The 25,452-nt window shown below is 72.0% G+C and carries 28 protein-coding genes; 20 read left to right on the forward strand and 8 right to left on the reverse strand.

The annotated features are described in order from the left end of the window. Window positions 1-8: 8 nt before the first annotated feature. A complete protein-coding gene (locus ACGF0J_RS12440) occupies window positions 9-647 on the reverse strand; it encodes a DUF5667 domain-containing protein (protein ID WP_393144877.1) in 639 nt (212 codons plus the stop codon). 70 nt (window positions 648-717) lie between these two features. After that, window positions 718-1,368, reverse strand: a complete 651-nt coding sequence (locus ACGF0J_RS12445; RefSeq protein WP_393144879.1) for a sigma-70 family RNA polymerase sigma factor — start codon at window positions 1,366-1,368, stop codon at window positions 718-720. Between the two features lie 178 nt (window positions 1,369-1,546). Here ACGF0J_RS12445 and ACGF0J_RS12450 point away from each other — a divergent pair, with 178 nt between their 5' ends. Then, window positions 1,547-3,268, forward strand: a complete 1,722-nt coding sequence (locus tag ACGF0J_RS12450) for an antibiotic biosynthesis monooxygenase (protein ID WP_393144881.1) — start codon at window positions 1,547-1,549, stop codon at window positions 3,266-3,268. Between the two features lie 27 nt (window positions 3,269-3,295). Here the strand turns inward: ACGF0J_RS12450 and ACGF0J_RS12455 are convergent, their stop codons facing one another. Then, entirely contained in the window at window positions 3,296-3,529 is a 234-nt protein-coding gene (locus ACGF0J_RS12455) for a glutaredoxin family protein (RefSeq protein WP_393144883.1), read from the reverse strand. 99 nt (window positions 3,530-3,628) lie between these two features. Between ACGF0J_RS12455 and ACGF0J_RS12460 the strand changes: the two genes are divergently transcribed. The 6 genes from ACGF0J_RS12460 (at window position 3,629) to ACGF0J_RS12485 (ending at window position 9,893) form a co-directional block, all read left to right on the forward strand. Beyond that, window positions 3,629-4,321 carry a redox-sensing transcriptional repressor Rex gene (locus ACGF0J_RS12460; RefSeq protein ID WP_101786406.1) on the forward strand — a complete coding sequence of 231 codons (693 nt, stop codon included), beginning with the start codon at window positions 3,629-3,631 and terminating at the stop codon, window positions 4,319-4,321. Continuing rightward, window positions 4,318-5,574 (forward strand): glutamyl-tRNA reductase, encoded by a 1,257-nt coding sequence (locus ACGF0J_RS12465; RefSeq protein ID WP_393144885.1) that lies wholly within the window; start codon window positions 4,318-4,320, stop codon window positions 5,572-5,574. The genes ACGF0J_RS12460 and ACGF0J_RS12465 overlap by 4 nt, the downstream gene beginning before the upstream one ends. A 29-nt stretch (window positions 5,575-5,603) precedes the next feature. Continuing rightward, window positions 5,604-6,476 (forward strand): hydroxymethylbilane synthase, encoded by an 873-nt coding sequence (hemC, locus tag ACGF0J_RS12470; protein ID WP_393144985.1) that lies wholly within the window; start codon window positions 5,604-5,606, stop codon window positions 6,474-6,476. Then, the gene (locus ACGF0J_RS12475) at window positions 6,473-8,017 is read left to right on the forward strand and encodes a uroporphyrinogen-III synthase (protein WP_393144887.1); all 1,545 of its coding nucleotides are present in this window, start codon (window positions 6,473-6,475) and stop codon (window positions 8,015-8,017) included. The genes hemC and ACGF0J_RS12475 overlap by 4 nt, the downstream gene beginning before the upstream one ends. Further along, on the forward strand, window positions 8,014-8,997 hold the full coding sequence (gene hemB / locus ACGF0J_RS12480) for a porphobilinogen synthase (RefSeq protein WP_393144889.1): 984 nt from the start codon (window positions 8,014-8,016) through the stop codon (window positions 8,995-8,997). Before ACGF0J_RS12475 ends, hemB begins: the two co-directional genes overlap by 4 nt. Window positions 8,998-9,263: 266 nt before the next feature. Next, window positions 9,264-9,893 (forward strand): bifunctional DNA primase/polymerase, encoded by a 630-nt coding sequence (locus ACGF0J_RS12485; protein WP_393144891.1) that lies wholly within the window; start codon window positions 9,264-9,266, stop codon window positions 9,891-9,893. A gap of 16 nt (window positions 9,894-9,909) precedes the next feature. Here ACGF0J_RS12485 and ACGF0J_RS12490 read toward each other — a convergent pair whose 3' ends face one another. Beyond that, on the reverse strand, window positions 9,910-10,767 hold the full coding sequence (locus ACGF0J_RS12490) for a CPBP family intramembrane glutamic endopeptidase (RefSeq protein WP_393144893.1): 858 nt from the start codon (window positions 10,765-10,767) through the stop codon (window positions 9,910-9,912). 130 nt (window positions 10,768-10,897) lie between these two features. On the opposite strand from ACGF0J_RS12490, the gene hemL reads away from it, so the two are divergent. Further along, window positions 10,898-12,187: a glutamate-1-semialdehyde 2,1-aminomutase gene (gene hemL / locus ACGF0J_RS12495; protein WP_393144895.1), complete on the forward strand. Its 1,290-nt coding sequence runs from the start codon at window positions 10,898-10,900 to the stop codon at window positions 12,185-12,187. Between the two features lie 157 nt (window positions 12,188-12,344). On the opposite strand, the gene ACGF0J_RS12500 is transcribed toward hemL, so the two are convergent. After that, the gene (locus tag ACGF0J_RS12500) at window positions 12,345-13,226 is read right to left on the reverse strand and encodes an EamA family transporter (protein ID WP_393144897.1); all 882 of its coding nucleotides are present in this window, start codon (window positions 13,224-13,226) and stop codon (window positions 12,345-12,347) included. Between the two features lie 191 nt (window positions 13,227-13,417). On the opposite strand from ACGF0J_RS12500, the gene ACGF0J_RS12505 reads away from it, so the two are divergent. The 6 genes from ACGF0J_RS12505 (at window position 13,418) to ccsB (ending at window position 18,917) form a co-directional block, all read left to right on the forward strand. Next, entirely contained in the window at window positions 13,418-14,338 is a 921-nt protein-coding gene (locus ACGF0J_RS12505) for a LysR family transcriptional regulator (protein ID WP_393144899.1), read from the forward strand. Between the two features lie 54 nt (window positions 14,339-14,392). Continuing rightward, window positions 14,393-15,034 (forward strand): histidine phosphatase family protein, encoded by a 642-nt coding sequence (locus tag ACGF0J_RS12510; RefSeq protein WP_393144901.1) that lies wholly within the window; start codon window positions 14,393-14,395, stop codon window positions 15,032-15,034. Window positions 15,035-15,122: 88 nt separating this feature from the next. Continuing rightward, window positions 15,123-15,692, forward strand: a complete 570-nt coding sequence (locus ACGF0J_RS12515; protein WP_393144903.1) for a TlpA family protein disulfide reductase — start codon at window positions 15,123-15,125, stop codon at window positions 15,690-15,692. After that, entirely contained in the window at window positions 15,685-16,407 is a 723-nt protein-coding gene (locus tag ACGF0J_RS12520) for a cytochrome c biogenesis CcdA family protein (RefSeq protein WP_393144905.1), read from the forward strand. Before ACGF0J_RS12515 ends, ACGF0J_RS12520 begins: the two co-directional genes overlap by 8 nt. A 13-nt stretch (window positions 16,408-16,420) precedes the next feature. Beyond that, a complete protein-coding gene (locus ACGF0J_RS12525) occupies window positions 16,421-17,980 on the forward strand; it encodes a cytochrome c biogenesis protein ResB (RefSeq protein WP_393144907.1) in 1,560 nt (519 codons plus the stop codon). Beyond that, on the forward strand, window positions 17,970-18,917 hold the full coding sequence (gene ccsB / locus ACGF0J_RS12530; RefSeq protein WP_393144909.1) for a c-type cytochrome biogenesis protein CcsB: 948 nt from the start codon (window positions 17,970-17,972) through the stop codon (window positions 18,915-18,917). The genes ACGF0J_RS12525 and ccsB overlap by 11 nt, the downstream gene beginning before the upstream one ends. A 24-nt stretch (window positions 18,918-18,941) precedes the next feature. Here ccsB and ACGF0J_RS12535 read toward each other — a convergent pair whose 3' ends face one another. After that, window positions 18,942-19,247, reverse strand: a complete 306-nt coding sequence (locus ACGF0J_RS12535) for a PLDc N-terminal domain-containing protein (protein ID WP_393144911.1) — start codon at window positions 19,245-19,247, stop codon at window positions 18,942-18,944. Window positions 19,248-19,415: 168 nt separating this feature from the next. Here ACGF0J_RS12535 and ACGF0J_RS12540 point away from each other — a divergent pair, with 168 nt between their 5' ends. After that, entirely contained in the window at window positions 19,416-20,471 is a 1,056-nt protein-coding gene (locus tag ACGF0J_RS12540; protein WP_393144913.1) for a hypothetical protein, read from the forward strand. 10 nt (window positions 20,472-20,481) lie between these two features. Beyond that, the gene (locus tag ACGF0J_RS12545; protein WP_393144915.1) at window positions 20,482-20,730 is read left to right on the forward strand and encodes a hypothetical protein; all 249 of its coding nucleotides are present in this window, start codon (window positions 20,482-20,484) and stop codon (window positions 20,728-20,730) included. 147 nt (window positions 20,731-20,877) lie between these two features. Here the strand turns inward: ACGF0J_RS12545 and ACGF0J_RS12550 are convergent, their stop codons facing one another. Then, window positions 20,878-21,099, reverse strand: coding sequence for a BldC family transcriptional regulator (locus ACGF0J_RS12550; RefSeq protein ID WP_026214226.1), 222 nt, complete (start codon window positions 21,097-21,099; stop codon window positions 20,878-20,880). A 256-nt stretch (window positions 21,100-21,355) separates the two neighbouring features. On the opposite strand from ACGF0J_RS12550, the gene ACGF0J_RS12555 reads away from it, so the two are divergent. Next, complete coding sequence (locus ACGF0J_RS12555; protein WP_393144917.1) at window positions 21,356-21,574, forward strand: DUF4229 domain-containing protein; 219 nt, start codon at window positions 21,356-21,358, stop codon at window positions 21,572-21,574. On the opposite strand, the gene ACGF0J_RS12560 is transcribed toward ACGF0J_RS12555, so the two are convergent. Further along, the gene (locus ACGF0J_RS12560) at window positions 21,571-22,782 is read right to left on the reverse strand and encodes a hypothetical protein (protein ID WP_393144919.1); all 1,212 of its coding nucleotides are present in this window, start codon (window positions 22,780-22,782) and stop codon (window positions 21,571-21,573) included. The genes ACGF0J_RS12555 and ACGF0J_RS12560 overlap by 4 nt on opposite strands. 77 nt (window positions 22,783-22,859) lie before the next feature. On the opposite strand from ACGF0J_RS12560, the gene ACGF0J_RS12565 reads away from it, so the two are divergent. The 3 genes from ACGF0J_RS12565 (at window position 22,860) to ACGF0J_RS12575 (ending at window position 25,451) form a co-directional block, all read left to right on the forward strand. After that, on the forward strand, window positions 22,860-23,576 hold the full coding sequence (locus ACGF0J_RS12565; RefSeq protein WP_393144921.1) for a demethylmenaquinone methyltransferase: 717 nt from the start codon (window positions 22,860-22,862) through the stop codon (window positions 23,574-23,576). Between the two features lie 149 nt (window positions 23,577-23,725). After that, a complete protein-coding gene (locus ACGF0J_RS12570) occupies window positions 23,726-24,982 on the forward strand; it encodes a geranylgeranyl reductase family protein (RefSeq protein WP_393144923.1) in 1,257 nt (418 codons plus the stop codon). A 73-nt stretch (window positions 24,983-25,055) separates the two neighbouring features. Continuing rightward, a complete protein-coding gene (locus ACGF0J_RS12575) occupies window positions 25,056-25,451 on the forward strand; it encodes an NADH-quinone oxidoreductase subunit A (RefSeq protein WP_101786362.1) in 396 nt (131 codons plus the stop codon). The last annotated feature ends 1 nt before the right edge of the window (window position 25,452 follow it).

Consider the following 25,452-nt stretch of genomic DNA (forward strand, 5'->3'; position numbering starts at 1 on the left):
GCTTCAGCTTACCCAGGAGGCGCCGCCAGGCCCTCGATGTAGTCGAGGTAGCCGCTGGCCTGGTCCTGGTGCGCCTCCGCCAGCCGGGCCAGCATCGGCTCCACCACGTCGCGCTGGTCACGGGCGAACCTGATGATCTCCGGTGAGCGCGGGCTGACCCGCTTCAGCCTGCTGACGCCCGCGCGTGTCGAGCGCTCCATCTCCCTGAGCGTCTCGGTGACCAGTTGCCCCGCGCCGGAGGAGCGCAGCAGCTTGGCCACCTCGGCGGCCCGGGTCCTGGCCGAGACCAGCTCGCGCTCGCCCCGTTCGACGTCGTCATGGCTCAGCCGGACGAGCGTGCTCTCCGCGGCGCGCTTGAGCGGGTACAGGGCGTCGCCCGGCACCGTCCGGCAGGTCGTGAAGGCCGCCGCCATCATGACCCCGGCCATGCCGAACGTGAGGAGCTGCGACGGCCACGGCAGCCGCCGGCGGGCCGCCGACGGCGCGGCCGCGCCGGGCGACGCCGGGTCGGGCCGCGGCGGACGGGACACCAGCTCCGCTCGCAGGCGTTCGCGGAAGGAGTCGCTCGGCCCGCCTCCCAGGGGCAGCCGTCGCAACTGCGTGAGGTGATCCAGCACGTGCTCGCGCGAACTGCGCGACCTACCCATGACAGCTCCCTGACGCCCCCGCGAAGAGATCCAGTAGTGGCACATGCCTAACGACGGGACGGCGGCGAGGTTACGCCAGGTCGTGCCGTAAGGCGCGGCCCAGCGCGCGGACCGCCCGGAACTGCAGCGCCTTGACCGCCCCGCTCTTCTTGCCCATGACCAGCGCGGTCTCCGCCAGCGACAAGCCGTGCAGGAACCGCAGCACCACGCACTCCTGCTGCTCCGGGTTGAGATCCCGGACGGCCCGCAGCACCCGGTCGTTGACGATCGCCGTGACCACGGCGTTCTCCGGGATGTGCGCACCGTCCAGCGGCACGTCGATCACCTCTCCGGTGGGGACCTCCAGCCGGTAGCGCCCCGACTTGAAGTGGTCGGTCACCAGGTTCCGGGCGATCGTCACCAGCCAGGCGCCGAAGTCACGGCCCTGCCAGGTGAAGTCGGCGATGCGGCGCAGCGCGCGCAGGAACGTCTCGCTGGTGAGGTCCTCGGCCAGCGGATGGGAGCCCACCCGGTAGTAGATGTAGCGGTAGACCAGGTCCACGTAGCGGTCGTAGAGCGTGCCAAAGGCCTCCGCGTCGCCGGTCTTGGCGTGCAGCACCAGCGTGCGGAGCTCGTCGGGCAGCTCTTCGCGGGCGGCTTCGCGGGCGGTCGGCTCGCCGGTGCCGGCGGCGCCGGCGGCCGCCGGCGAGAGCAGCCCGGCGAACGGCCACGAGTCAGGCATCCGGTATCCCTGGGGGTAAGGGGTGCGGCGTGCTCGAACACTCTAGAAATCAACTGAGGATTCCACAATCCGCGTTCCAAAGTCATGACTAGCCGTAAGTGGCGGATACGGTGTGGACCGACCCGTTCCCTCTTCGGCTACCGGCTGGGAGGCATAGTCCGGCAGCATTGGAGTCACCATGGAGATCCTCGTTGCTGTCATCGCCTTCGCCGGTGCCCTCCTCGCCGCCATCGCCACGGGCGCGCTGGCGAACCGGCTGCGTGAGGAGATCGAGGGGTGGTTGATCGCCTGGACCGCGGCGACGGCGGCGCTGTGCCTGTCGCTGGCGGTGATCGGCGTCGGCCACCTCATGGGTTTCGGGGCCGTCACCTTCAAGATCTACCAGGTCACCGGATCGCTGCTGGCCCCGCTCTGGCTCGCCATCGGCCTGATCCAGCTACTGGCCGAGAAGGTGCCGCCGAAGTTCGCCGCCTGGCTGTTCGGCATCGCGATCACCATCGTGGCCGGGGTGATCCTCTTCGTCGATCCGCTGGTCTCCGAGCAGATGGGCAAGGTGCTGCCCGCCGCCAAGCAGCACTGGGGGCTGATCCCCGACACGCTGCTTCTCGGCGTGCACGTCGCCGTGGCGGTGATCCTGCTGGGGGCCGTGGTCGTCGCGGCCCTGCGATGGCGCTCCGGCGACGAGTACGACACCGACAACCTGCACGCCGTGGCGGTCATCGCGCCGGCCGCGCTGGCCATCCTGGGCGCCATGCGGTTCGCGATGCCCGGCTTCTTCACCGCGGCGCTGTTCGTCGTGGCCGCCGCCGGCGCCTGGTACTGCGTGCTGCGCCCGCTGGCGCCGTACGAGGACGACGAGGACGACGAGCAGCCGGACGGCCACCGCGGGGCCCGTGACGGCGCCCGTGACGGCGCCCGTGACGGGGGCCGTGGGGGCGTCCGGGACGGGCGGCACGGCGAGCAGGCGCCGCCGGGCCGCCGGGCCGCCTCCCGCGCCGCCGAGCCCGTCGCCGCGGCCGAGCCGCCGGGGGTCCAGCCGCCCCGCAGGGTGTCGGGGCTGGGCGATCTGGTGGCCGAGTACCGGGCGGGCGACCTGGACTCCGACTACGCCGCCCGGATGGCGCCGCCGCCCGATGCGGGCCCGTCCACCGGCTACATCATGAACGGCCGGCACGGCGACTTCCGCGACGACTACGGGGCCTCCACGCAGGGCTACGACGGCCCGCGCACGGACCCGCCGCGTCACGACGCCGGCTTCGGCCGCGAGCGCGACCTCGGCTCCCGCCCCGACCTCGGCTCCCGCCCCGACCTCGGCTCCCACCCCGACCTGGGCTCCCGGCCCGGTCATGGCGCTGGTCACGGCGCCGGTCATGGCGGCGGGCCCGGATACGGCGCCGGGGCCGACTACGGCGACGACGGCCCGGCGACGGGCGCGCTGTTCACGGGCGCCGACCTGTTCGCGCCGGGCGGGCGCGCCGGGCAGCCCGCCCCGCCGCCCGCCCACACCCAGCAGCCCCAGCCCGCGCACGCCCAGCCCCAGCAGCACGCCCAAGCCGCCGGCGGCCGGCCATCGCCGAGCATCTACGGCCTGCTCACCGTCTTCACGATCATGGACGGCGCGGGCGAGGCGTTCGACCGGCTGGCCGAGCAGACCGTCGAGGCCGTCCGGCGGGGCGAGCCCGACACGCTCGTCTACGCCTGTCACGCGGTCAAGTCGGCCCCGCTGCAACGCATCGTCTACGAGCTCTACCGCGACGAGGTGGCCTACCGCGACCACCAGCGCCAGCCGCACGTGGAGCGGTTCGTCAACGAGCGCCAGGCCATGGTGCTGGCCACCAACGTCATCGAGCTCAACGTCAACGCCGCCAAGGTGGTGCCGCTGCCGACCGTGCTGTTCTAGGGGGGCGCGGGCCGGGCCGGCCGGGGGTCAGGTCAGGGCCGCCCGGAGCCGGTCCTCCGACACGCGCCAGAAGTCGTGCTGGACGCCGTCGACAAGTGTGACGGGAATCATCTCCCCGTACTTCTCCCGGAGCTCGGCGGAGGAGTCGATGTCGACCTCCTCCCACGGCACGCCCAGCTCTCCCGCGACTCTGGCGATGACCTCGCGGGCGTCGTCGCAGAGGTGGCAGCCCCGCCTTCCGAGCAACGTGATGCTGTGCATGACCCCCACCGTAGCGGCTGACTTTGTGCGTCGGTTCACAAAGGGATTAACCTGAAAGGCGGTTCGATCCCACCACGCGGCCCCCGGCCGCCCGTTCCCATGGAGCCCCGGCACGTGAAGAGCCCGTCCCAACCTCGCGACCGCGGCATCCCCGACGCCACGGTCGCCCGGCTTCCGTTGTACCTGCGGGCGCTGCACGGGATGGCCGAGCGGGCGATCGCCACCGTCAGCTCCGAGGACCTGGCCATGGCCGCCGGGGTCAACTCCGCGAAGCTCCGCAAGGACCTGTCGCACCTCGGCTCCTACGGCACCCGTGGCGTCGGCTACGACGTCGAGTACCTCGTCTACCAGATCTCCCGCGAACTGGGCTTGACCCAGGACTGGGCTGTGGCCATCGTCGGAGTCGGAAACCTCGGCCGCGCGCTCGCCAACTACGGCGGGTTCGTCTCCCGCGGATTCCGCGTGGCCGCGCTGGTGGACGCCGACCCCGAAGTGGTGGGCGACGACATCGCGGGGTTGAATGTGGAGCACATCGACGAACTGGAAGCCGTCATCAAGCGGCGTGGAGTATCGATCGTGGTTCTGGCGACACCTGCTGCGGCCGCACAGGAAGTGTGCGACCGTGTGGTGGCGGTCGGCGTGACCAGCATCCTCAACTTCGCACCCGTCGTACTGTCCGTGCCGGACGGCGTCGATGTCCGTAAAGTCGACCTATCAATCGAACTGCAGATCCTTGCGTTCCACGAGCAACGCAAAGCAGGGGGGCCACTGATGGCCGTGGACAGCCAGTGAGCGTTCTGGCGATCGGACTCAGCCACCGGACAGCGCCGGTGGCCATGCTGGAGCGCGTCTCGGTGACCGGCGACGCGCTCGTCAAACTCCTGCACGACGTGCAGCAGGACACCTGCGTGGCGGAGACCATGGTGGTCTCGACCTGCAACCGGGTCGAGATCTACGCCGCGGTCGACCGCTTCCACGCCGCGTTCACCTCGATCTGCGACCTGCTCAGCGTCCACACGGGCGTCAGCGCCGACGAGCTGAGGCCCCACCTGTACGTGCACTACGAGGAGCGGGCCGTCGAGCACCTGTTCTCGGTGGTGTGCGGCCTCGACTCGATGGTGGTCGGCGAGGGTCAGATCCTCGGCCAGGTGCGCAGGGCGCTCAAGCTGGCGCAGAAGCAGGGCACCGTCGGCGCCGTGCTCAACGACCTCGTGCAGCAGGCGCTGCGGGTCGGCAAGCGCGCCCAGACCGACACCGGCATCGACAAGGCCGGGGCGTCGCTGGTGAGCGCCGGCCTGGCGCTGGCGGGCGAGCTGCCCGGCCGGCGGGCGCTGGTCGTCGGCGCCGGCTCGATGAGCTCGCTGGCCGCGGCCACGCTGGCCCGCGCCGGGGTGACCGACATCGTCGTGGCCAACCGCACCTTCGAGCGCGGCGAGCGGCTCGCCGCCTCCGTCGGCGGCCGGGCGGTGGAGCTGTCGGCCGTACCGGACGAGCTGGCCGCGGCCGACATCGTCATCACCTGCGTCGGCGCCGGCCACCACGTGATCACGCCCGGCATGCTGACCCGCGGGGCGTTCCTGCTCGACCTGGCGCTGCCGCACGACATCGACCCGGCGGTCCGCGAGGTCCCCGGCGTCACGCTGGTCGACCTGGAGACCATCCAGGAGTCCGGCATCGGCTCGCGTGAGGGCGACGCCGTCAGGTCGGTCCGCGAGCTCGTCTCCCAAGAGCTCGACGCCTACCTCGACGCCGAACGGGCCGCCAAGGTCACCCCGACCGTGGTGGCGCTGCGCGGCAAGGCGGCCGGCGTGGTCGAGGCCGAGCTGGGCCGGCTGCTGATGCGCATCCCCCACCTCGACGACAGGACGCGCGACGAGGTCGCCCAGACCGTGCACCGCGTCGTCGACAAGCTGCTCCACGAGCCGACCGTGCGTGTCAAGCAGCTCGCCACGTCGCCCGGCGGCGATCATTATGCGCAGGCCCTACGCGAGCTGTTCGATCTCGATCCGAAGATGCCCGAGGCCGTGAGGGAGGTGGAGCTGTGACGTTGCGGCTGGGGACCAGGCGCAGCCTGATGGCGACCACGCAGTCGCAGATGGTCGCCGACTCCTACACCGAGCGCACCGGCCGGGCCATCGAGCTCGTCGGTGTCACCACGTTCGGTGACGTGACCAAGGCCAACCTGGCGCAGCTCGGCGGCACGGGCGTGTTCGTCAGCGCGCTGCGCGACAAGCTGCTGGAAGGCGAGATCGACTTCGCCGTCCACTCGCTGAAGGACCTGCCGACCAAGCCGGACCAGCGCATCGCGCTGGCCGCCCTTCCCGCCAGGCACGACCACCGCGACGCGCTGGTCGGCCGGGCGGCGTTCGCCGAGCTGCCCGCCGGCGCCAAGGTGGGCACCGGCTCGCCGCGCCGCGTCGCCATGCTCCGCGCACTGCGCCCCGAGCTGGAGTACGTCCCGATCCGCGGCAACGCCGACACCCGGATCGGCAAGGTCACCTCCGGCGAGCTCGACGCGGTCGTGCTCGCCTCGGCCGGCCTGACCCGCATCGGCCGCACCGCCGAGATCGCCCAGATCTTCGAGGTCGAGGAGCTGATGCCGGCTCCCGGCCAGGGCGCCCTCGCCGTGGAATGCCTCTCCGAGCGCGAGGACCTGGTCGACTTCCTCGCCGTACTCGACGACCCCCGCACCCGCTCCGCGGTGACCGCCGAGCGGGTCGTCCTGTCCGCCCTGGAGGCCGGCTGCTCGGCGCCCGTGGGTGCGTTCGCGCTCGATGACGGGCAGACTCTCAACCTGACCGCCCTGGTCGTCGCCATCGACGGCACAGAGGCGGTCCGCAAGTCCGCCGCCGGCTCTCCTTCGGAGGCTGTCGCTCTCGGCCACGCACTCGCGGCCGAGATGATCTCCGAAGGGGCCGACAGATTGATGGGGGAGCAGTCCCATTGAGCCCCGATAGTCCGACCTCCGGCTTCGTCGCTTTCGTCGGCGCCGGTCCCGGTGATCCCAACCTGCTCACGCTGCGCGCGGCCGAGCTGCTCGGCAAGGCCGACGTGGTCGTGCTCGACGAGGAACGTCACGGTCCGCTGCTGCGGCACTGCCGCGAGGGTGTGGAGGTGGCCGCGGCCGACCTCGTCAAGCACGCCCAGGCGGGCCGCTTCGTGGTGCGCGTGTGCGAGGGCGACCCGATGCTGTTCTCCTCGATCACCGAGGAGGTCGCGGCCTGTGCCGCGGCCGAGGTGGACTTCGAGATCGTGCCCGGCGTGCCGCCCGCGACCGCCGTGCTCACCTACGCGGGCATCCCGCCGGCGACGGCCGTGCCCGAGTTCCGCGTCGTCGACGCCGCCCAGCAGCAGGACTGGTCCTCGCACGCCGCCTGTCCGGGCACTCTGGTCGTCTACAACGGCCTCGCCGACGCCGTCGCCATCGGCAAGGCGCTGATCGCCGGAGGCCGGGCCGACACCACGCCCGTCGCCGTCACCAGCGGCGGCACCACCACCGAGCAGCACACGGTCGTCTCCTCGCTCGGCCGGCTGCAGGCCGACCTCAAGCACGCGGGCGCCACCGAGCCGGCGCTCATGGTCGTCGGCGACGCGGTCGGCACGCGCGACACGCTGTCGTGGTTCGAGACCAAGCCGCTGTTCGGGTGGCGGGTCCTGGTGCCGCGTACCAAGGAGCAGTCGAGGAGCCTGTCCGAGCAGCTCGTCTCCTACGGCGCGGTGCCCGAGGAGGTGCCGACCATCTCGGTCGAGCCGCCCCGCACGCCGCAGCAGATGGACCGCGCCATCAAGGGCCTGGTCACCGGCCGCTACGAGTGGGTCGCCTTCACCAGCGCCAACGCGGTCAAGGCGGTGCGCGAGAAGTTCGAGGAGTACGGCCTGGACGCCCGCGCCTTCGCCGGGCTCAAGGTCGCCGCCGTGGGCGACGCCACCGCGCGGGCCCTGATCGAGTTCGGGGTCAAGCCCGACCTGCTGCCGTCGGGCGAGCAGTCTTCGGAGGGCCTGGTCGCCGAGTGGCCCCCGTACGACTCGATGCTCGACCCGATCAACCGCGTGCTGCTGCCGCGCGCCGACATCTCCACCGACACCCTGGTCGCCGGCCTGACCGAGCTGGGCTGGGAGTGCGACGACGTGACCGCCTACCGCACCGTGCGGGCCGCGCCGCCGCCGGCGCCGATCCGGGAGGCGATCAAGGGCGGTGGGTTCGACGCCGTGCTCTTCACCTCCTCCTCGACCGTGCGCAACCTCGTCGGCATCGCCGGCAAGCCGCACAACGTCACCGTGATCGCCGTCATCGGACCGCAGACCGCGAGCACCGCCGAGGAGTTCGGGCTGCGCGTGGACGTGATGGCCGACAAGCCCTCGGCGTCCGCGCTCGCCGCGGCGCTGGCCGAGTACGGCGCCAAGCAGCGTCAGGCGGCGCTCGCCGCGGGCGACACGCCCCGGCGGCCGTCGCAGAACCGCAGAGGAGCCAGGAGGAGAGTCAAGTGAGCGCCGAGTTCCCGACGGCCCGCCCGCGCCGGCTGCGCCGCACCGCCGCGCTGCGGCGGATGGTGGCGGGCACCCGGCTGCACCCCGCCGACCTGATCCTGCCGCTGTTCGTCAAGGAGGGCATCGAGGAGCCGGCGCCGGTCGCCTCGATGCCGGGCGTCGTCCAGCACACCCGCGACTCGCTGCGCAAGGCCGTGCACGAGGCCGCCGAGGTGGGGGTGGGCGGCGTCATACTGTTCGGCATCCCGGCGGTCAAGGACAGCAGGGGCTCGGCCGCCGACGACCCTGACGGGATCCTGCAGGTGGCGCTGCGCGAGGTGACCGCCGAGGCGGGCGACGCCCTCGTGGTGATGGCCGACACCTGCCTGGACGAGTTCACCGACCACGGCCACTGCGGAATCCTCACCGAGTCCGGTGACGTCGACAACGACGCCACGCTCGAACGCTACGCCTCCGTCGCCGTGGCGCAGGCCAGGGCCGGGTCCCAGATGATCGCGCCGAGCGGCATGATGGACGGCCAGGTCGGGGCCATTCGTGCGGCGCTCGACGCCGACGGTTTCGCCGAGGTGCCGATCCTCGCCTACTCCGCCAAGTACGCCTCCAGCTTCTTCGGGCCGTTCCGTGACGCCGCCGAGTGCGCGCCGCAGTTCGGCGACCGCAGCACCCACCAGCAGGACCCGGCGGGGCCGCTGGAGGAGGCGCTGCGCGAGGTCCGCCTGGACCTGGCCGAGGGCGCCGACGCGGTCATGGTCAAGCCGGCCCTGGCCTACCTCGACGTGATCAGAAGTTTCCGCGACGAGGTGGCCGTGCCGGTGGCGGCCTACCAGGTGAGCGGTGAGTACGCGATGATCGAGGCGGCGGCGGCCAACGGGTGGATCGACCGCGAGCGGATGATCATGGAGTCGCTGGTGTCGATCCGCCGCGCCGGCGCCGACCTGATCCTCACCTACTGGGCGACCGAGGTGGCTCGCCGTCTCTGACCCGTCCGCCACACCTCCGTACCCCCTCGCGAGCGTGCGCGGGGTGCGTTCCGTGCCCCTGCACGGCACGCCGTCGTCCGCCGGGTTTTCGTGACGCGGGGGCGGGCTGGGCAGGCCCTGTGGAGCCCGCATGGGCTCCAACGTGGGGATTCCCGCCGGGCCGTGGGACGTGTGCGATAAACTGTGATGACTAGTGCTGGTGTGTCCCGCGTGAGCCCATGGCCAGGAGCCGGGAACCTTCAAGGCACGAATCGACGGGAGACACCATGGTGGGGGCACCACTCGCTCGGCGTACCAGAAAACGATCCCGGCCGTCGCGGATCGACTCCGTCCTGGGCTATGCCGCCCTGGGATGGCCGGCCGTGCCGGGGGCCTTCCCCCTGCGGCGCGGGTCGCGGGCGTGTTCGTGCGACCGGCTCGGGTGTCCGGACCCCGGCGCGCATCCGATCTCGCCCGCCTGGCACCTTCAGGCCACGACCGACGCCGGCCTGCTGGCGCGCTGGTGGCACCTGGAGCCCGAGGCGAACGTGATCCTGCCCACCGGCACGGTGTTCGACGTCTTCGACGTGCCCCTCGCCACCGGTCTCACGGCCCTGTCCCGGCTCGACGCCGAGGGAGCCCACTCAGGCCCGGTCGCCGCCAACGGCGACCGGGTCTTGTTCTATGTGGCGACCCGGGGCAATCCGGAGGACGAGGACGAGTGGTGGTCGTGCCACCTCGACTGCGACCCGGCCACGATCGAGGAGACGCCGGGGCTGCGCTGGCACTGCCGCGACAGCTACGTCCTCGCCCCGCCGTCCACCCTGCCGAACGGCCAGCCCGTCTCCTGGCTCCGCGCCCCGGACGGCCGCCCGCTTCCCGACCCGCTGCGCGTCCTGGAGCGCCTGGCCGACTAGACCGTCGCGGTGGACGTCAGCGGCCGAGGAGGAGGGGGACGAGGACGAGATTGGTGATCACGTGGATGAGGATGATCACCCAGATGTTGCGGTAGCGGGACCACAGGTAGCCCAGCATGAGGCCGAAGACGCCCTGGAAGGCCACGATGCCGGCCAGGCCCGGCAGGAGCGCGTCGGGGCGCACGTGCGAGGTGTGCATGACGGCGAACAGCAGGGACGAGCCCAGGATCGCCGGCCACCTGCCGTACAGCACCTCCAGCCGGGTCTGCAGCCAGGCCCGGTAGAACACCTCCTCCAGCACGCTCGCCGTGAGCAGCGTGATGAGTGACCCGACGACCAGGACGACGGGGTCGGGCAGCTCCTGGGTCAACGGCACGGCGAGCGGGCCCACCTGGGAGAGCAGGAACCACGCGACGACCGCCGGTAGCGGGGCCAGCCAGGTGACCGGGGCGGGGATCGCCCTGGCCCGGGGGCCGTCGGCACGCAGCAGGCGGAAGGCGAGGAGCGGAACGGCCAGCAGGACGACGACCTTGACCACCGGGTAGAGCAGGCCGGCGAACGGGGCGAGACAGGCCATCACCAGGGCCGCCGCCACCAGGGTCCACGCCTCGCGGCGCAGCCGGGAGGCAGGCAGGCCGGCGAGCGGCTGGGGCGGCTCGGCCCGGGGCGGCACCAGGCGGGCCAGCGCCAGCGCCGCCAGCGGGGGCAGGACGGCCGCCCACAGGGACATGCTCGACGCGCCGGGGTCGGCGGAGCCCGTGATCGAGGTGTGGCCCGTGGCCACGAGCCAGACGTAGGCGGCGGCGAACACGGCCAGCCCCGCGCCCGTGAAGGCCAGGCGGGGCGCGGTGGTCGAGGACGTGGGAGGAGTCACGAGGTGATCGTCTCCGGGGAAGGAGGCGCGTGTCGTCCTCCCGGGGTCCGATTTCCGGAGACCGACTTTGGATGTACACGCGGCTCACCGGCTGGGGGGAGCGCGGCCGGCCGCGACTAACCTGGAGCGCGTGAGCCGTACACAGAAGTCCGAGGACCTGTTCGCCCGCGCCCGCGCCCTCGTGCCGGGAGGCGTCAACTCGCCGGTCCGCGCGTTCGGCGCGGTCGGCGGCACGCCCCGCTTCATGGCCTCCGGCGAGGGGCCCTACATCACCGACGTCGACGGCAACCGCTACGTCGACCTGGTCTGCTCCTGGGGGCCGATGATCCTGGGGCACCGCCATCCCGCCGTCGTCGAGGCGGTCTCGGCGGCGGTCTCCCGCGGGTTCGGTTACGGCACGGCCACCGAGGCGGAGGTGGAGCTGGCCGAGGAGATCGTCGCCAGGATGGCGCCGGTCGAGCGGGTGCGCCTGGTCAGCTCCGGCACCGAGGCGACGATGAGCGCGGTGCGGCTGGCCCGCGGGTTCACCGGCCGGTCCAAGGTGATCAAGTTCGCCGGCTGCTACCACGGCCACGTCGACGCGCTGCTGGCCTCGGCCGGGTCGGGCGTGGTGACGTTCGGGCTGCCCGACACGCCGGGGGTGACCGGGGCGTCGGCGGCCGACACGATCGTCCTGCCGTACAACGACGTCGCCGCGGTCGAGGCGGCGTTCGCGGCGGCCGAGATCGCCTGCGTGATCACCGAGGCGTGCCCGGCCAACATGGGCGTGGTGCCGCCGCGTGACGGCTTCAACGCGCAGCTGCGCGAGCTGTGCACGGCGGCCGGCGCGCTGCTGATCGTGGACGAGGTGCTGACGGGCTTCCGTGTCTCGCCCGCGGGCTGGTACGGCCTGGACCCGGTCGACGCCGACCTGATGACGTTCGGCAAGGTGATGGGCGGCGGGCTGCCGGCGGCGGCGTTCGGCGGGCGGGCCGACGTCATGGCCAGGCTCGCTCCGGAGGGGCCGGTCTACCAGGCAGGCACGCTGTCGGGCAATCCGCTGGCGTGCGCGGCGGGCCTGGCCACGCTGCGGGCCCTCGACGCCGACGGCTACGCCACGGTGGACGCGGCGGCGCTGGCCGTGGGGCGGGCCGCCTCCGACGCGCTCACGGCGGCCGGGGTGCCGCACCGGCTGCAGCGGGCGGGCAGCCTGTTCTCCGTCTTCTTCACCGACCGGGAGGTGCGCGACTTCGCCGGGGCGCAGAGCCAGAACACGGCGGCGTACACCGCGTTCTTCCACAGCATGCTCGACCAGGGCGTCTACCTGCCACCGTCGGCGTACGAGGCGTGGTTCCTGTCGGCGTCGCACGACGACGAGGCGCTCAACCGGGTGACCGACGCCCTGCCGGCGGCGGCCAAGGCGGCCGCCGCGTCCGTGTGAGGCAGGCCTTCGGGGGCCGGGCATTCGCGTCTGCTCGGCCCCCGAAGGCCTGTCCTGACCCGCCGGCCGCCTCCTCCCGGCCCCGCGTGTCATCGGCCGGGTTCGGATGGCGGCAGGAGGGGGTCTGCGGAGCCGCGCCCGGGTGGGGCGCGGGCGGCTACGCTTCCCGCGCGGCGGGCGCGGGCCGGTGGGCCGGTACGGCGCGGCGGCGGGTGCCCGCGTACAGGACGCCGCAGACGATGAGCGCGCCCGCGACGAGCTTGACCCAGGAGATCGGCTCGCCCGTGACGAGGGCGGCCGACGACATGCCGAAGACCGGCACCAGCAGCGTGTACGGCGCGACGGTGGAGGCGTCGTAGCGGCGCAGCAGCCAGCCCCACACCCCGAAGCCGCCCAGCGTGGACACGAAAGCCACGTAGCCGAGCGACAGCCAGCCCTCGGCGGGCGCGGCGAGGTCGGGGACGCCCTCCACGAGCAGGGAGAGGGCGAGCAGGGGCGGCGCGGACAGGGCGCTCACCCACACCATGAACCGCAGCGCGTCGGGCGGCGCCGCCCGGCGCTGCACCACGTTGCCCAGCCCCCAGGCGGCCGCGGCGGCCACGCACAGGGCGAACGCGCCGGCGGGCCCGGCCAGGCCGAAGTCGACGGCGACGAGCGCCAGCCCGGCGAAGGCGAGGCCCAGCCCGGCGACGCGCCGGGCGGTGAGCCGTTCACCGAGCAGGGTCACCGCGAACAGCACGGTGAACAGGGCCTGCACCTGCAGGACCAGTGAGGTGAGACCGGCGGGCATGCCGGCCCGCATGCCCATCAGCAGCAGGCCGAACTGGCCGACCCCGATCGTCGCGGCCACCCCGGCGACCCAGCGCCACGGCACTCCCGGCCGGCCCGCGAGCAGCAGGGCGGGGAACGCGGCCATGGCGAACCGCAGCCCGGCGTACAGCAGGGGCGGGAAGTGGCGCAGGCCCACCTGCATGACCACGAAGTTGAAGCCCCAGACGGCCGCGAGGCCGATCGCGAGGGCGAGGTGACGTGGTGTCACCGGGTCAGGCGGAGCGCGGCTTCTGGTAGCGGATGCGCTGCTCGCGGGCCCGCTCGGCGAGGACCTTGAGGTAGGAGACGGACGGCGACTCGTGCTTCTTGGTGGTAAGGATTCGCATGCATATATTTTCATCCGCTACAGATTGGAGCACAAGCGAGACTTTCTACGCTAAACCCTTTAGTCTGGCTTACATGTTGGACCTGAACCGGCTCAAGGCTCTTCACGCGGTGCACGTCTACGGCTCGGTCGGCGCCGCGGCCGACGCCCTCATGGTCACCCCCTCCGCCGTCTCCCAGCAGATCGCCAAGCTGGAACGCGAGACCGGCGCCCGGCTGATGGAGCGCAACGGCCGGGGCGTGCGGCTCACCGACGCGGCCGGGCTGCTCGCCGAACACGCCGAACGGATCCTCGCGCTGGTCGAGACCGCCGAGGCCGACTTCGAGGCGCTGCGCGGCGAGGTCGTGGGCCGGCTGCACATGGCGGCGTTCCCCACGGCGGTGCGCGGGCTGATGCCCATCGCGCTGACCAGCATGCGGCGGCGCCACCCCGACCTGCAGGTCGTCCTGCACGAGCGCGAGCCCGAGCGCGTGGTGCGCGAGGTGGCGCGCGGCGAGCTCGACCTCGGCGTCGTCCAGGACTGGATGAACCGCCCGATGGCGCTGCCCGACGGACTGTCCAAGGCCACCCTGCTCGACGACGTCGCCGACGTGGTCGTGCCCGCCGCCCACCCGCTGGCCGGCAGCAAGGAGGCCGAGCTGTCGTCGCTGAGCGGCGAGCAGTGGATCAGCTCGTCGCCCGGCACCGTCTGCCACGACTGGCTCGTCTTCACGCTGCGCAGCGCCGACCTGGAGCCCGAGATCTCCTGCATGGCAGACGAGTACCCCACGCAGATGGCGCTCGTCGCCGCGGGCATCGGCTGCGCCATCATCCCCAGGCTGGGCAGGGACCTCGTGCCCGCGGGCGTCGGCATCGTCCCGCTGCGCCCCCGGCAGACACGCCGGATCAGCGCCATCTGGCGCACCGACGCCGCCCGCCGCCCGGCGATCAGAGCCGCCGTCGAGGCGCTGACCGAGGCCAGCCGCACCCACGAGAACTCCTGGGCGGTCGACTGATGGCCGCGCCCTGATGCCGCGCCCCGGCCGCGGACGGATAGGCTGTGCCCCACCATGGCTGAAACCACCGTCGTTCACCTGATGCGGCACGGTGAGGTGCACAACCCCCAAGGCATCCTCTACGGCAGGCTCCCCGGCTACCACCTGTCCGACACCGGCCGGCAGATGGCCGACGTCGTCGCCAAGGCGGTCGCCGCCCGCGACGTCGTCGCCCTCTACAGCTCGCCGCTGGAGCGCGCCCAGGAGACCGTGGCGCCGCTGGCCGCGACCTTCGGCCTGGAGGTCGTCCTCGACGACCGCCTGATCGAGGCGGGCAACATGCTCGAAGGGCGCATGATCGGCCAGGGCCTCGGGGTCTTCCGCAATCCGCGCAACTACCGCTACTTCTGGAATCCCATGCGCCCGTCGTGGGGCGAGCCGTACCCCGTGATCATCCAGCGGATGCGGGCGATCGTCGACGACGCCAGGCGCGCGGCGCGCGGCCACGAGGCGATCCTGGTCAGCCACCAGCTACCCATCTGGGCGATCCGGATGGCCGCCGAGGGCAGGCGCCGGCTCTGGCACGATCCGCGGCGCCGGCAGTGCGGGCTGGCCAGCCTCACCACGTTCACCTTCGAGGGCGACCGGCTCGTCAGCGTCGGCTACAGCGAGCCGGCCGGATCGCTGGTCAAGGGCCCCACCATTCCCGGGGCCTGATCCCGGCGGACGCCCCAGCGTCCGGGGCGGCCCGCCACGCCGGTAGAGTTGCAAGCTCTACCGCTTGTAGTACAAGGAGATCTTCCCCGTGCGCGCGAAGCCCGTCTCCCTCATCCTCCTGGCCCTGCTGGCGGCCGGCTGCGCGGGCAGCGGCCAGACCGGGCAGCCCCAGGCGGGCGACACGCGCTTCGTCGCGGGCGACGGCACGATGCAGCTGTTCGCCGCGGCCGACCGCAAACCCGCGCCCGCCGTGGAAGGGGAGACCCTCGAAGGCGGCACCGCCTCGCTCGCCGCGCACAAGGGCAAGGTCGTGGTGCTCAACTTCTGGGCGTCCTGGTGCGGGCCCTGCCGGGCCGAGGCCCCGGTGCTCAAGGAGGTCGCCGCCAAGACCAAGGGCGGCGGCGTCGAGTTCCTGGGCGTCGACTTCAAGGACCGCAAGGCCGACGCTCTGGCGTTCGAGCGCACCGAGCAGACCGGCTACCCGAGCATCTTCGACCAGCCCGGCAAGGTCGCGCTCGCCTTCCAGGGCACGGTCCCGCCCGCGGCCATCCCGTCCACCCTCATCATCGACGAACAGGGCAGGATCGCCGCCAGGGCGCTCGGCGCCGTGCGCTACACCGACCTGATGAACACGGTCACCAAGGTGCGCGATGAATGACGTCGTCGCCTCCGGATCCCTGCTGCTGGCCGTGCCCATCGCGGTCCTGGCGGGCCTGGTGTCGTTCCTGTCGCCGTGCGTGCTGCCGCTGGTCCCGGGCTACCTGTCGTACGTCACCGGGATGAGCGCGGACCCCCGCAAGGGGCGGCTCGTCCTGGGCACCGTGCTGTTCGTCACCGGGTTCGCGGCGGTGTTCGTGCTCGGCGGCGCGCTGTTCGGCGGGCTCGGCCAGGTGATGCTGACGCACGCCGAGACCATCACCCGGGCGATCGGCGTGCTGACCATCCTGCTCGGGCTCGCCTTCCTCGGCGTGCTGCCCGGGCTGATGCGCGACGTGCGCATCCACCGGCTGCCCTCGGCCGGCCTGGCCGGCGCGCCGCTGCTCGGCGTGGTGTTCGGGCTCGGCTGGACACCCTGCATCGGGCCGACGCTGGCCGTGGTGCTGGCGCTCGGGCTCAACGAGGGCAGCGCGTCACGGGGCGCGCTGCTCGCCGTGGCCTACGCGCTGGGGCTCGGGGTGCCGTTCGTCGTCGCGGCGCTGGCCTACAGCAGGGCGCTGCGCACGTTCCGGGCCATCCGGCGGCACTCGCGGCTGATCACCCGGATCGGCGGCGGCATGATGGTGGCGGTCGGCGTCCTGCTCGTGACCGGCCTGTGGGGAGAGATGATCGCTTCCATGCAGGGGCTGGTCGGCGGATTCCGGCCGGTGATCTGATGACGGTGACGCCATGACGGTGGACGAGCTGCGCAAGCAGGAGGCGCCCAAGCCGGCCGGGCTGGGCGCGGTGGGCTGGCTGCGCTGGGCCTGGCGCACCCTCACCTCGATGAAGACGGCGCTCATCCTGCTCTTCCTGTTCGCGCTGGCCTCCGTGCCCGGCTCGCTGGTGCCGCAGCGCGGCGTCGAGCCGGAGCGGGTCGCCCAGCTCTACCAGAGCGACCCCACGCTGGCCGAGTGGTACGACCGCTTCCAGCTCTTCGACGTCTTCAGCTCGGTCTGGTTCGCCGCGATCTACCTGCTGCTGTTCACGTCGCTGATCGGCTGCATCATCCCGCGTACCACCACCTACCTGCGCGAGCTGCGCCGACGCCCGCCTGCCGCCCCGCGCAACCTGTCGCGGCTGCCGCACTTCTCGTCGGTCACGGGCGGCCCGACCGTCGAGGCGGCCGCCGCGCGGCTGCGCCGGCGCGGCTTCCGCGTCGAGACGGGCGACGGCTGGGTGGCCGCCGAGAAGGGCTATCTGCGCGAGACCGGCAACCTGCTCTTCCACATCGCGCTGCTCGGCCTGCTGGTGGCCGTCGGCTTCGGCTCCCTGTACGGCTACCGCGGCAACGTCCTGGTCGTCGAGGGCGACGGCTTCGCCAACACGGTCGCCGCCTACGACCGCTACCTGCCCGGCAGCCAGGTCTCCGCCGAGTCGCTGGAGCCGTTCTCCTTCCAGCTCGACCGCTTCGAGACCACCTACCAGGTCGAGGGCGAAAAACGCGGGCAGGAGCTCGACTACTCCGCCTACCTCAAGGTCAGCGACGCGCCCGGCGCGCCGGAGCGCGACTACGAGCTCAAGGTCAACGAGCCGCTGGAGATCAACGGCACCCAGACCTACCTCATCGGCCACGGCTACGCCCCCGAGTTCCGGGTCACCGACGGCAAGGGGCAGGTGGCCTTCGAGGGGGCCGTGCCGTGCCTCATCGAGGACAAGGTCTCGATGACCTCCGGATGCGTCGTCAAGGCGCCCGACGCCCGGCCCGCGCAGCTCGGCTTCCTGCTGAGGTTCCTGCCGACGAGCGTGCCGCTGACCGACGGCAGCCACGCCTCCGCCTTCCCCGGCGCGCTCCAGCCGGAGGTGCAGGTCGTCGGGGCGTTCTCCGGCGACCTCGGCGTGCGCTCCGGGCAGCCGCAGTCGGTGTACGAACTGGCGCCGCCGGAGCTGATGAAGAAGCTCGACCCGCTGGTCATGGGCACGTCGGTGCCCAAGCCGCTGGCCGTGGGGCAGTCGCTCGACCTGCCCGGCGGGGCGGGCAAGCTGGAGTTCACCGGGGTCAGGGAGTGGATGACGCTCCAGGTCGCCTACGACCCGGGGCGGCTGCCCGCCCTCCTCGCCGCCGCGGTCGCCACCGTCTCGATCGCGCTGTCGCTGACGGTCCGCCGCCGCCGGGTGTGGGTGCGGGTCGGCGACGGCGTCGTCGAGGTGGGCGGCCTCACCCGGACCGAGGGCTCGGCGGCGGGTTTCGCCGAGGAGTTCGCCGACATCGTGAAGGTTCTATCAGCAGGAGACAAGGATGTCCGCTGAGCAACTGGCCGAGGTGAGCGACCTCTTCGTCCTCGCCGCCGTCCTGCTCTACCTCCTGGCCATGATCGGTTTCGCGCTCGACCTGGCGTTCGGCCAGACCCGCGCGGACACGGTCGCGAGCCGGGCCAGGCAACCCGTCACCGTGGGCGCCGGCGGCGGGGACGAGCCGCCGCCCCAGGCCCCAGCCGAGGCCGCAGGTCAGGCGCCGCCGAGGTGGACGTCCAAGGCCGCCCTGGTGGCGCTCCTGCTCGGCTGGGGGGCGTGGGCGGCCAACCTGGCCGCCATCGTCACGCGGGGCGTGGCCGTGGAGCGCTGGCCGTGGGCCAACATGTACGAGTTCGTGGTGGCGATCTGCTTCGCCGCCGTGACGGCGTTCCTCGGCACCCACCTGCGGTACAACGTCCGCTTCCTCGGCCCGTTCGTCATGGTCACGGCGGCGCTGGGGCTCGGCTTCGCCGTCAAGTTCCTCTACACCGCCGCCGGGCCGGTGGTGCCCGCGCTCAACTCCTACTGGATCGCCATCCACGTCTCGGCGGCCATCCTGGCCAGCGGCCTGTTCATCCTGGCCGGCGTCACGGGCATCCTCTACCTCGTACGCGGCGACGGCCCGTCGCGCCTGCCGTCGCGGGAGGACCTGGAGCGGGTGGCCCACCGCGCGATCGTGCTGGCGTTCCCGGTGTGGACGTTCGCCGTCATCGCGGGGGCGCTGTGGGCCGACAAGGCGTGGGGCCGCTACTGGGGCTGGGACCCCAAGGAGGTCTGGTCGTTCATCACCTGGGTGGCCTACGCCGCCTACCTGCACGCCCGCGTCACGGCGGGCTGGCGGGGCCGGGCGGCGACGATCGTGCAGCTCGTCGCCTTCGCCGGCCTGCTGTTCAACCTGGTCGGCGTCAACATCTTCATCTCCGGGCTGCACAGCTACGCCGACGTCGGCTAGGAGCCCCACCCGCCACGAGGAGGGTCAGTCGTCGCTGCCGCCGCGCATGCGGCGGTCCAGCTCGCGGAGGAACTCGGGGTCGTCGTCGGGGCCCTTGGGAGCCGGCGGCCGAGGCTGCTCGGGCTGCCGCCGCACCCCGGCGACGGCGGCGGTCTGCGGTCGGCCGCGCACCAGCCAGAACAGGCCGCCCACCAGGGGGAGCAGGGCCACGAGCAGCAGCCACAGCGCCTTGGGGGCGTTTCGGACGTCCTCCTCGGGGGTGGTGATCACGTCGAACAGCGAATAGAGCCAGAAGGCCAACAGAGCCAGGCCCAACAGGACACCTGCCATGCCCGAACTGTAAGCCATCCGCGACGTGATCGTGTCACCCACATGCACCATTTCGGGTGACTGGGGAAGGTACGCGTCGTACCGTGGAACCCGATTCAGCGGAGCCCTCGCCGGGCAGTCCCGACCGTCCGGCGGTTCGCGCGGGCGCCACGGGCGTGGAGAGGTGCGATGGCCTTTTCGACCGACAAGGGCCGCCATCGGCGGGGCCGCTGGTGGCGACGCGGGTCGTACCTCTTCTTCCGGCGCGGTGAGGCGCCGCCCGACGCCGACCGGTCCTTCTGGGCCTACGACGAGACCCTACGCCGGCCCCCGGACGGCGGGGACGGCCCGCGCGGCTCCGAGACGGGACGCGGACGCGGCGACGGAGGCCGCCGGCGCCTGTGGCCCGGCGGCGGCCGCGCCGACCGTGACCGATCGGTCCGCGACTGGCTCCACCACGACGACCGGCACCGCGTCCTGCCCGACCTCGGCGAGGGCTCCCGATCGCGGGACCGCCGCCGGCGGGACGGCGCCGAACGGTTGCCGGCCGCGGTGGTGGACCGCTCCGCGTACACCTGGCACGACTTCGAGTTGGCCGACACGCCCCTGCGAGCCCGGCCGCACCGCCCGGAGGCGCCCTCGCTGGGTGACGGGCTGCGGCACTGCGGCCGGCTGGAGACGATCCTGCACCGCCAGTGGGACGCCCGCGTCGGCCCGCCGCCGGCCGAGATCGTCCGGGCGGTGGAGAGCCTCGCCCGGTTGCCCGAACGGCTCAGGGACCTGCTCGCCGACGGGCTCGAAGGCATCTACGTCGGCCCGGGCGGCGTGCCCGACCTCGACGACATGGGCTACCTGCGCGGCGCCCCGCTGCCGTCCGGCCGGGCCACCTGGGACATCTGCGCGGGCGCGTACGGCGACCGCAAGATCGTCGTCGGGGACCGGCCGTCTCCGACACCCGACGTGATGATGCACGAGGTGGGGCACGCCATCGACGACATCGACTCCGGTTACGGCGACTGGGTGTCGGACTCGCCGGAGTTCGTGGCACTGTACGAGCAGGTGCTGCCCCTGCTGGCCTCGTCCTTCCACCGCCAGGGTGGGGGGCTGGGCCGCAAGGAGTTCTTCGCCGACGCCTTCGCCGCGATCGCCTCGCGCCAGCGGCCCGCCCTGGTCGACATGCTGAACGGAGACACGCGGATGGCGCTGAACGTCATGTTGTTCTTCAACCGGCGCTACGGAATCTAGGTGATCGGGCATGTACGTCATCCGGCTCGCTGACGGGACCCTGCGCGTGCCGCGAAGCCTGGCCAGCGAGGACGGGCGCCTGATCGGCAACGCCTACGTGGACGTCGAGCCGGGTGACCCCGACTACGACCGCTGGCTCAAGGAGTCGCTGACGGAGGAGGAACTGGCCGAACGGCGCGAGCGGTGGCAGGAGGGCGACGAGGAGCTGGAGCGGGAGTTCCTGGCGTTCAAGGCGGAGCAGGAGCCGGAGCGGGGCTAGCGTGAGGCCGGCGGGGCCGGTGATGGGGGAGAAGCTCCGGACAGGCGCCAGCCACGGTCGGCGGTTGGCGCCCGGAGGTGCCGTTCGTGATTCAGATCGGCATCCCGTCGCGGTGACCCTGGCGCGCAGGATCACCATGACGGAACGTCACACGCGCGGGGACTCACCTGCCGGCCGGTCGGCCGTCAGAACATCCTCGCCACGCAGAAGGGCGTGCACTTCCGACTCGCGGAACCGCCGGTGCCCTCCGGGGGTGCGGATACTGCTGATGCGGCCTGCCGCAGCCCAGCGCGTAACCGTCTTTGGGTCTACTCGGAAGAGGGCGGCAACCTCTCCCGGGGTCAGCAGACGCTCGCTGCTACTCTCCACCAATCTCTCCCCCTCGCATCCCGCTTCCTGCCAGCGGGCGGACAGGTAACCAGTGTGTCGAGCGAAGCCTGATTTATCCGTGGTTTTCGACAAAGATCACGGGTTGTTATCAGCTGACTGCCCGATTGTTATATGATAGAGCCTCTTTGGGGCTCTCATGGGTGTTTCTTTACGAAACTCCCTGACTGTGAACACTAGCAGCGCTCGCGCCGGATGCGAAGAGCGACCGCACTGTCCGCCGAGTAACCTCGATGTTGTGCGTCCTGTTCTCGTTTACACCCTGTTGCGCGTCCTGCTGTTCGTGGTGACGTTCGGCGTGCTCTATCTGCTCGGCCTGCAAAACCTGTTCCTGCTGACCGTCGTGGCGTTCCTGGTGAGCGGCGTCGTGAGTTACGTGCTGCTGTCGAAGCAGCGCGACGCGATGAGCGCACGACTCAGCGGCAGGCTCGACCGTTCCAAGCGGCACGACGACTAGGGCAGGGGGAACATGCCAATCCGGGCATGGTACTCCCGTCCGAGTCTCGTGGTGTCGCTACCAACCAGTAGTCCGCCCCGGTGCGGCAGAAACGCCTTCACCCCGATCCCGCGCTCACGTCCCGGATTCCACGTGAGCGCCCTGCCCGTGCCCGGGTGAATGGCGGCGATCCCCTCGCGCGCCACCGCGCCGGGCCCCGCGGAGTCGCGGCCGCGGGGGTTGTTCAGCCACCGCAGGTGCCCGCCCACGTAGACCGCCGCCCCCGTCACCGCCACCGCGTAGAGCGAGTCGCCGCCGGTGTGGTTGACCCAGGTGGGCCGCACGTCCGCCGCCGTCGCGTAAGTCTCGAACCGCGCCGCGGTGTCGCACAGCTTCGTCCCCGTGCCCGCCCCTCCCGTGGTGACGACGACGAAGTAGCGCCCGTCCGGGGAGAAGTCGAGACCCCGCACGTACGAGGGGAAGACCCGCTTGCACGCCGGCGCGTACGCCGAGGTGCGCCAGGCAGCGACCGTGGCCGTCGGCCCGCTGACGTCGATCAGCCCGAGCTGCGGCCGTGACCGGCCGCCGAGCGTGGTGAAGCTGCCGTCCACCGCGAGCCTGCCGCCCGCCACCGCGAGCGCCTGCACCTTCACGCGCGGGGTCAGCGGCGCGCCCGGCGTGATCGCGAACCTGGGGTCGGCCGCGCCGGTCGTCGCGTCGAGCCTGGCCAGCGCCGTGCGGGGCCGGGTGAAGTCGCCCCCGGCGTAGAGGTGGCGGCCCTGCCTGGCCAGCGTGGCGACCATGCCGCCGGTGACCCGCGGGGCGAAGCCGCGCACCAGGGCGCCGTCGCGCAGCCTGAGCCTGGCCAGCGACCCCGTGGCCGCGCCATTGACCTCGGGGAAGTCGCCGCCCACGTAGACCGTGCCGGCCTCGCCGGCGGCCAGGCCGTGCACGGCGCCGTCCACCTCGGGCGCGAAGTCCGGCAGGATGCGGCCGGTGGCGAGGTCGTAGGCGAAGAGGTTGTCGCGGGCGAGGGTCTGCGTGCGCCCCGCGTCGCTCACCTCGCTGAACGACCCCCCGACCACGACGGTGCCGCCGACCAGCGCGATCGCGTTGACGATGCCGTCGAGCACGTGCGGAGTGGTGTCGACCGGGTCGGCGGACACGACGCGGGAGTGGGCGGTGGGTGAGGCGGCCAGCAGGGCCGCAAGGGTGACTCGGGCAAGCATTCGCCAAGTTTTAGCAGGCTGTCCGTAGCGGTGCGGATACTTTCCGTCAATTGCCGGTATGGCCATAGGGTTGGGTCATGACGCGCGCTCAGTTGGACAAGAAGCCGGGCGAGGTCGCCGCGATGTTCGACCGCACCGCCCGCCGCTACGACCTGGTCAACGACGTGATCTCGCTGGGGCAGGTCCGGTTGTGGCGCAGGGCCGTGGCCAGGGCCGTCGACGCGGGGCCCGGCGAGGTGGTGCTCGACCTCGGGGCCGGCACCGGCACGTCCACCGACACGTTCACGACGCTGGGCGCCCGCGCGATCGCCTCCGACTTCTCCCTCGGCATGCTGCGCACGGGCGTGCGCCGGCACGGCGGCAACGCGCTGAGCGGGCCCGGCGTGCCGTTCGTCGCCGGAGACGCGATGCGGCTGCCGTTCGCCGACGACAGCTTCGACGCGGTGACGATCTCGGTGGCCCTGCGCAACGTGCACGACACCGGGCAGGCGCTGCGCGAGATGCTGCGCGTGACCAAGCCGGGCGGGCGGCTCGTGGTGATGGAGTTCTCGCACGTCACGGTGCCGGCCTTCGACCTGGTCTACCGCGAATACCTGATGAAGCTGCTGCCCAGGGTGGCCACGGTGTTCGGCTCCAACGACGACTCCTACGCATACCTGGCCGAGTCGATCCGCGACTGGCCCGACCAGGCCACGCTGGCCCGGTTGATCCGCGAGTCGGGGTGGGAGCGGGTCGCGTGGCGCAATCTCACGATGGGCATCGTGGCCATGCACCGCGCGGTCAAGCCGGTGTGACGGACGGGTTGGGTCAAACGGTGTGCCCCGGCTGCCACTGTCCCCACGAAAAGCAGTAGACTGCGGCCCGACAAGTTTGTGAAGGGGTTCACAAAGGAACGAAGGCGACACCACCCGAGGCCTTCAAGCGTGTAGGACAGGACAGTCCCGTGACCGTGCCCACAGCCACACAGGCTGACGCCGACGTCATCGTCGTCGGCGCCGGTCCCGCCGGTTCCGCAACCGCCTTTTACCTCGCTCGGGCCGGGCTTGACGTGCTGCTCCTCGAAAAGACCACCTTCCCCCGGGAGAAGGTCTGCGGTGACGGGCTGACCCCCCGCGCGGTCAAGCAGCTGCTCAACATGGGCGTCGACGTCGACGCGCCCGGCTGGGTCAGGAACAAGGGCCTGCGGGTCGTCGGGGGCGGCCTCCGTTTCGAGCTCGACTGGCCGCAGTTGGACCGCTTCCCCGACTTCGGCCTGGTGCGCACCCGCCAGGACTTCGACCAGATCGTCGCCGACCACGCCGTCCGGGCGGGGGCGCGGCTCAAGCAGGGCGTCACCGTCACCGGCCCGGTCCTCGACGACCGCAGCGGCCACGTCGTCGGCGTGACGACCAAGGACGGCGCGACCTACCGCAGCCGCCTCGTGGTGGCCGCCGACGGCAACAGCACCCGGCTCGCCCTCGGCATGGGGCTGCACAAGCGTGAGGACCGCCCGATGGGCGTGGCCGTGCGCACCTACTTCACCAGCCCGCGCCACGACGACGACTACCTGGAGACCTGGCTGGAGCTGTGGGACGGCGACACGCTGCTGCCCGGCTACGGCTGGGTGTTCGGCGTCGGCGACGGCACCGCCAACGTCGGGCTCGGCCTGCTCAACACCAGCGCCCACTTCGGCAACATCGACTACCGGGTCCTGCTGAAGCGCTGGTGCAAGGCCATGCCGGCCGAATGGGGCTTCACCGAGGAGAACATGACGGCCCCGATCCGCGGCGCCGCCCTCCCCATGGCGTTCAACCGCCAGCCCCACTACACGCGCGGCCTCGTGCTCGTCGGCGACTCCGGCGGCTCGATCAACCCGTTCAACGGCGAGGGCATCGCCTACGCCATGGAGACCGGCGAGATCGCGGCCGAGGTCATCACCCGGGCGCTGCGCAAGGACACCACGCCCGCGCACCGCGAACGGACCCTGCGCACCTATCCTCAGGTGTTGAAGGACGCCTACGGCGGCTACTTCACGCTCGGCAGGTGGTTCGTCGAGGCGATCGGGAAGCCGGGGGTCATGAGCTTCGGCACCCGCCACGGTCTGCCCCACCCGAGGCTGATGCGCTTCGCGCTCAAACTCCTTGGTAATCTCACCGACCGGCGGGGCGATGCGTCAGACAAGATCATTAACGCACTCTCGAAGGTCGCGCCGCCAGCATGAATCCCACACGACCCAGGCACATCCATAGATCAGGCTGCGCGTTCGCGCGCGTGGCTCCAGAGGAGGCGTAGCGATGGACCTTTACGTGCCCATCCTGGTGCTCGCCGTTCTCGCGGGGGGCTTCGCGATCTTCTCGGTCGCCATCGCCCCCTTCACCGGTCCCAAGCGCTGGAACCGCGCCAAGCTTGACGCCTACGAATGCGGCATCGAGCCGACGCCCCAGCCTGTCGGTGGCGGACGGTTCCCGCTCAAATACATGGTCACCGCGATGCTCTTCATCGTGTTCGACATCGAGATCATCTTCCTTTACCCCTGGGCTGTGTCCTTCGCGCCGCTGAAGAACGACGTGGGCAGCGTGCTCTCCTCGGGCCTCGGAGTGTTCGCGCTTGTCGAGATGCTGCTGTTCATCGTCACCGTGCTCGTCGCCTACGCGTACGTGTGGCGCCGCAAGGGTCTGGACTGGGACTGAA

Origin of the sequence: Nonomuraea sp. NPDC047897 (genome assembly GCF_043204415.1) — a bacterium.
Classification (GTDB): Bacteria; Actinomycetota; Actinomycetes; order Streptosporangiales; family Streptosporangiaceae; genus Nonomuraea.

Bases quoted from the DNA above. Each gene is read 5' to 3' on its own strand.
- ACGF0J_RS12440 (WP_393144877.1), bottom strand. From the start codon at position 647: ATGGGTAGGTCGCGCAGTTCGCGCGAGCACGTGCTGGATCACCTCACG.
- ACGF0J_RS12445 (WP_393144879.1), bottom strand. From the start codon at position 1,368: ATGCCTGACTCGTGGCCGTTCGCCGGGCTGCTCTCGCCGGCGGCCGCC.
- ACGF0J_RS12450 (WP_393144881.1), top strand. From the start codon at position 1,547: ATGGAGATCCTCGTTGCTGTCATCGCCTTCGCCGGTGCCCTCCTCGCC.
- ACGF0J_RS12455 (WP_393144883.1), bottom strand. From the start codon at position 3,529: ATGCACAGCATCACGTTGCTCGGAAGGCGGGGCTGCCACCTCTGCGAC.
- ACGF0J_RS12460 (WP_101786406.1), top strand. From the start codon at position 3,629: ATGGAGCCCCGGCACGTGAAGAGCCCGTCCCAACCTCGCGACCGCGGC.
- hemC (WP_393144985.1), top strand. From the start codon at position 5,604: ATGGCGACCACGCAGTCGCAGATGGTCGCCGACTCCTACACCGAGCGC.
- ACGF0J_RS12485 (WP_393144891.1), top strand. From the start codon at position 9,264: ATGGTGGGGGCACCACTCGCTCGGCGTACCAGAAAACGATCCCGGCCG.
- ACGF0J_RS12505 (WP_393144899.1), top strand. From the start codon at position 13,418: ATGTTGGACCTGAACCGGCTCAAGGCTCTTCACGCGGTGCACGTCTAC.
- ACGF0J_RS12510 (WP_393144901.1), top strand. From the start codon at position 14,393: ATGGCTGAAACCACCGTCGTTCACCTGATGCGGCACGGTGAGGTGCAC.
- ACGF0J_RS12520 (WP_393144905.1), top strand. From the start codon at position 15,685: ATGAATGACGTCGTCGCCTCCGGATCCCTGCTGCTGGCCGTGCCCATC.
- ACGF0J_RS12525 (WP_393144907.1), top strand. From the start codon at position 16,421: ATGACGGTGGACGAGCTGCGCAAGCAGGAGGCGCCCAAGCCGGCCGGG.
- ccsB (WP_393144909.1), top strand. From the start codon at position 17,970: ATGTCCGCTGAGCAACTGGCCGAGGTGAGCGACCTCTTCGTCCTCGCC.
- ACGF0J_RS12535 (WP_393144911.1), bottom strand. From the start codon at position 19,247: ATGGCAGGTGTCCTGTTGGGCCTGGCTCTGTTGGCCTTCTGGCTCTAT.
- ACGF0J_RS12540 (WP_393144913.1), top strand. From the start codon at position 19,416: ATGGCCTTTTCGACCGACAAGGGCCGCCATCGGCGGGGCCGCTGGTGG.
- ACGF0J_RS12545 (WP_393144915.1), top strand. From the start codon at position 20,482: ATGTACGTCATCCGGCTCGCTGACGGGACCCTGCGCGTGCCGCGAAGC.
- ACGF0J_RS12560 (WP_393144919.1), bottom strand. From the start codon at position 22,782: ATGCTTGCCCGAGTCACCCTTGCGGCCCTGCTGGCCGCCTCACCCACC.
- ACGF0J_RS12565 (WP_393144921.1), top strand. From the start codon at position 22,860: ATGACGCGCGCTCAGTTGGACAAGAAGCCGGGCGAGGTCGCCGCGATG.
- ACGF0J_RS12575 (WP_101786362.1), top strand. From the start codon at position 25,056: ATGGACCTTTACGTGCCCATCCTGGTGCTCGCCGTTCTCGCGGGGGGC.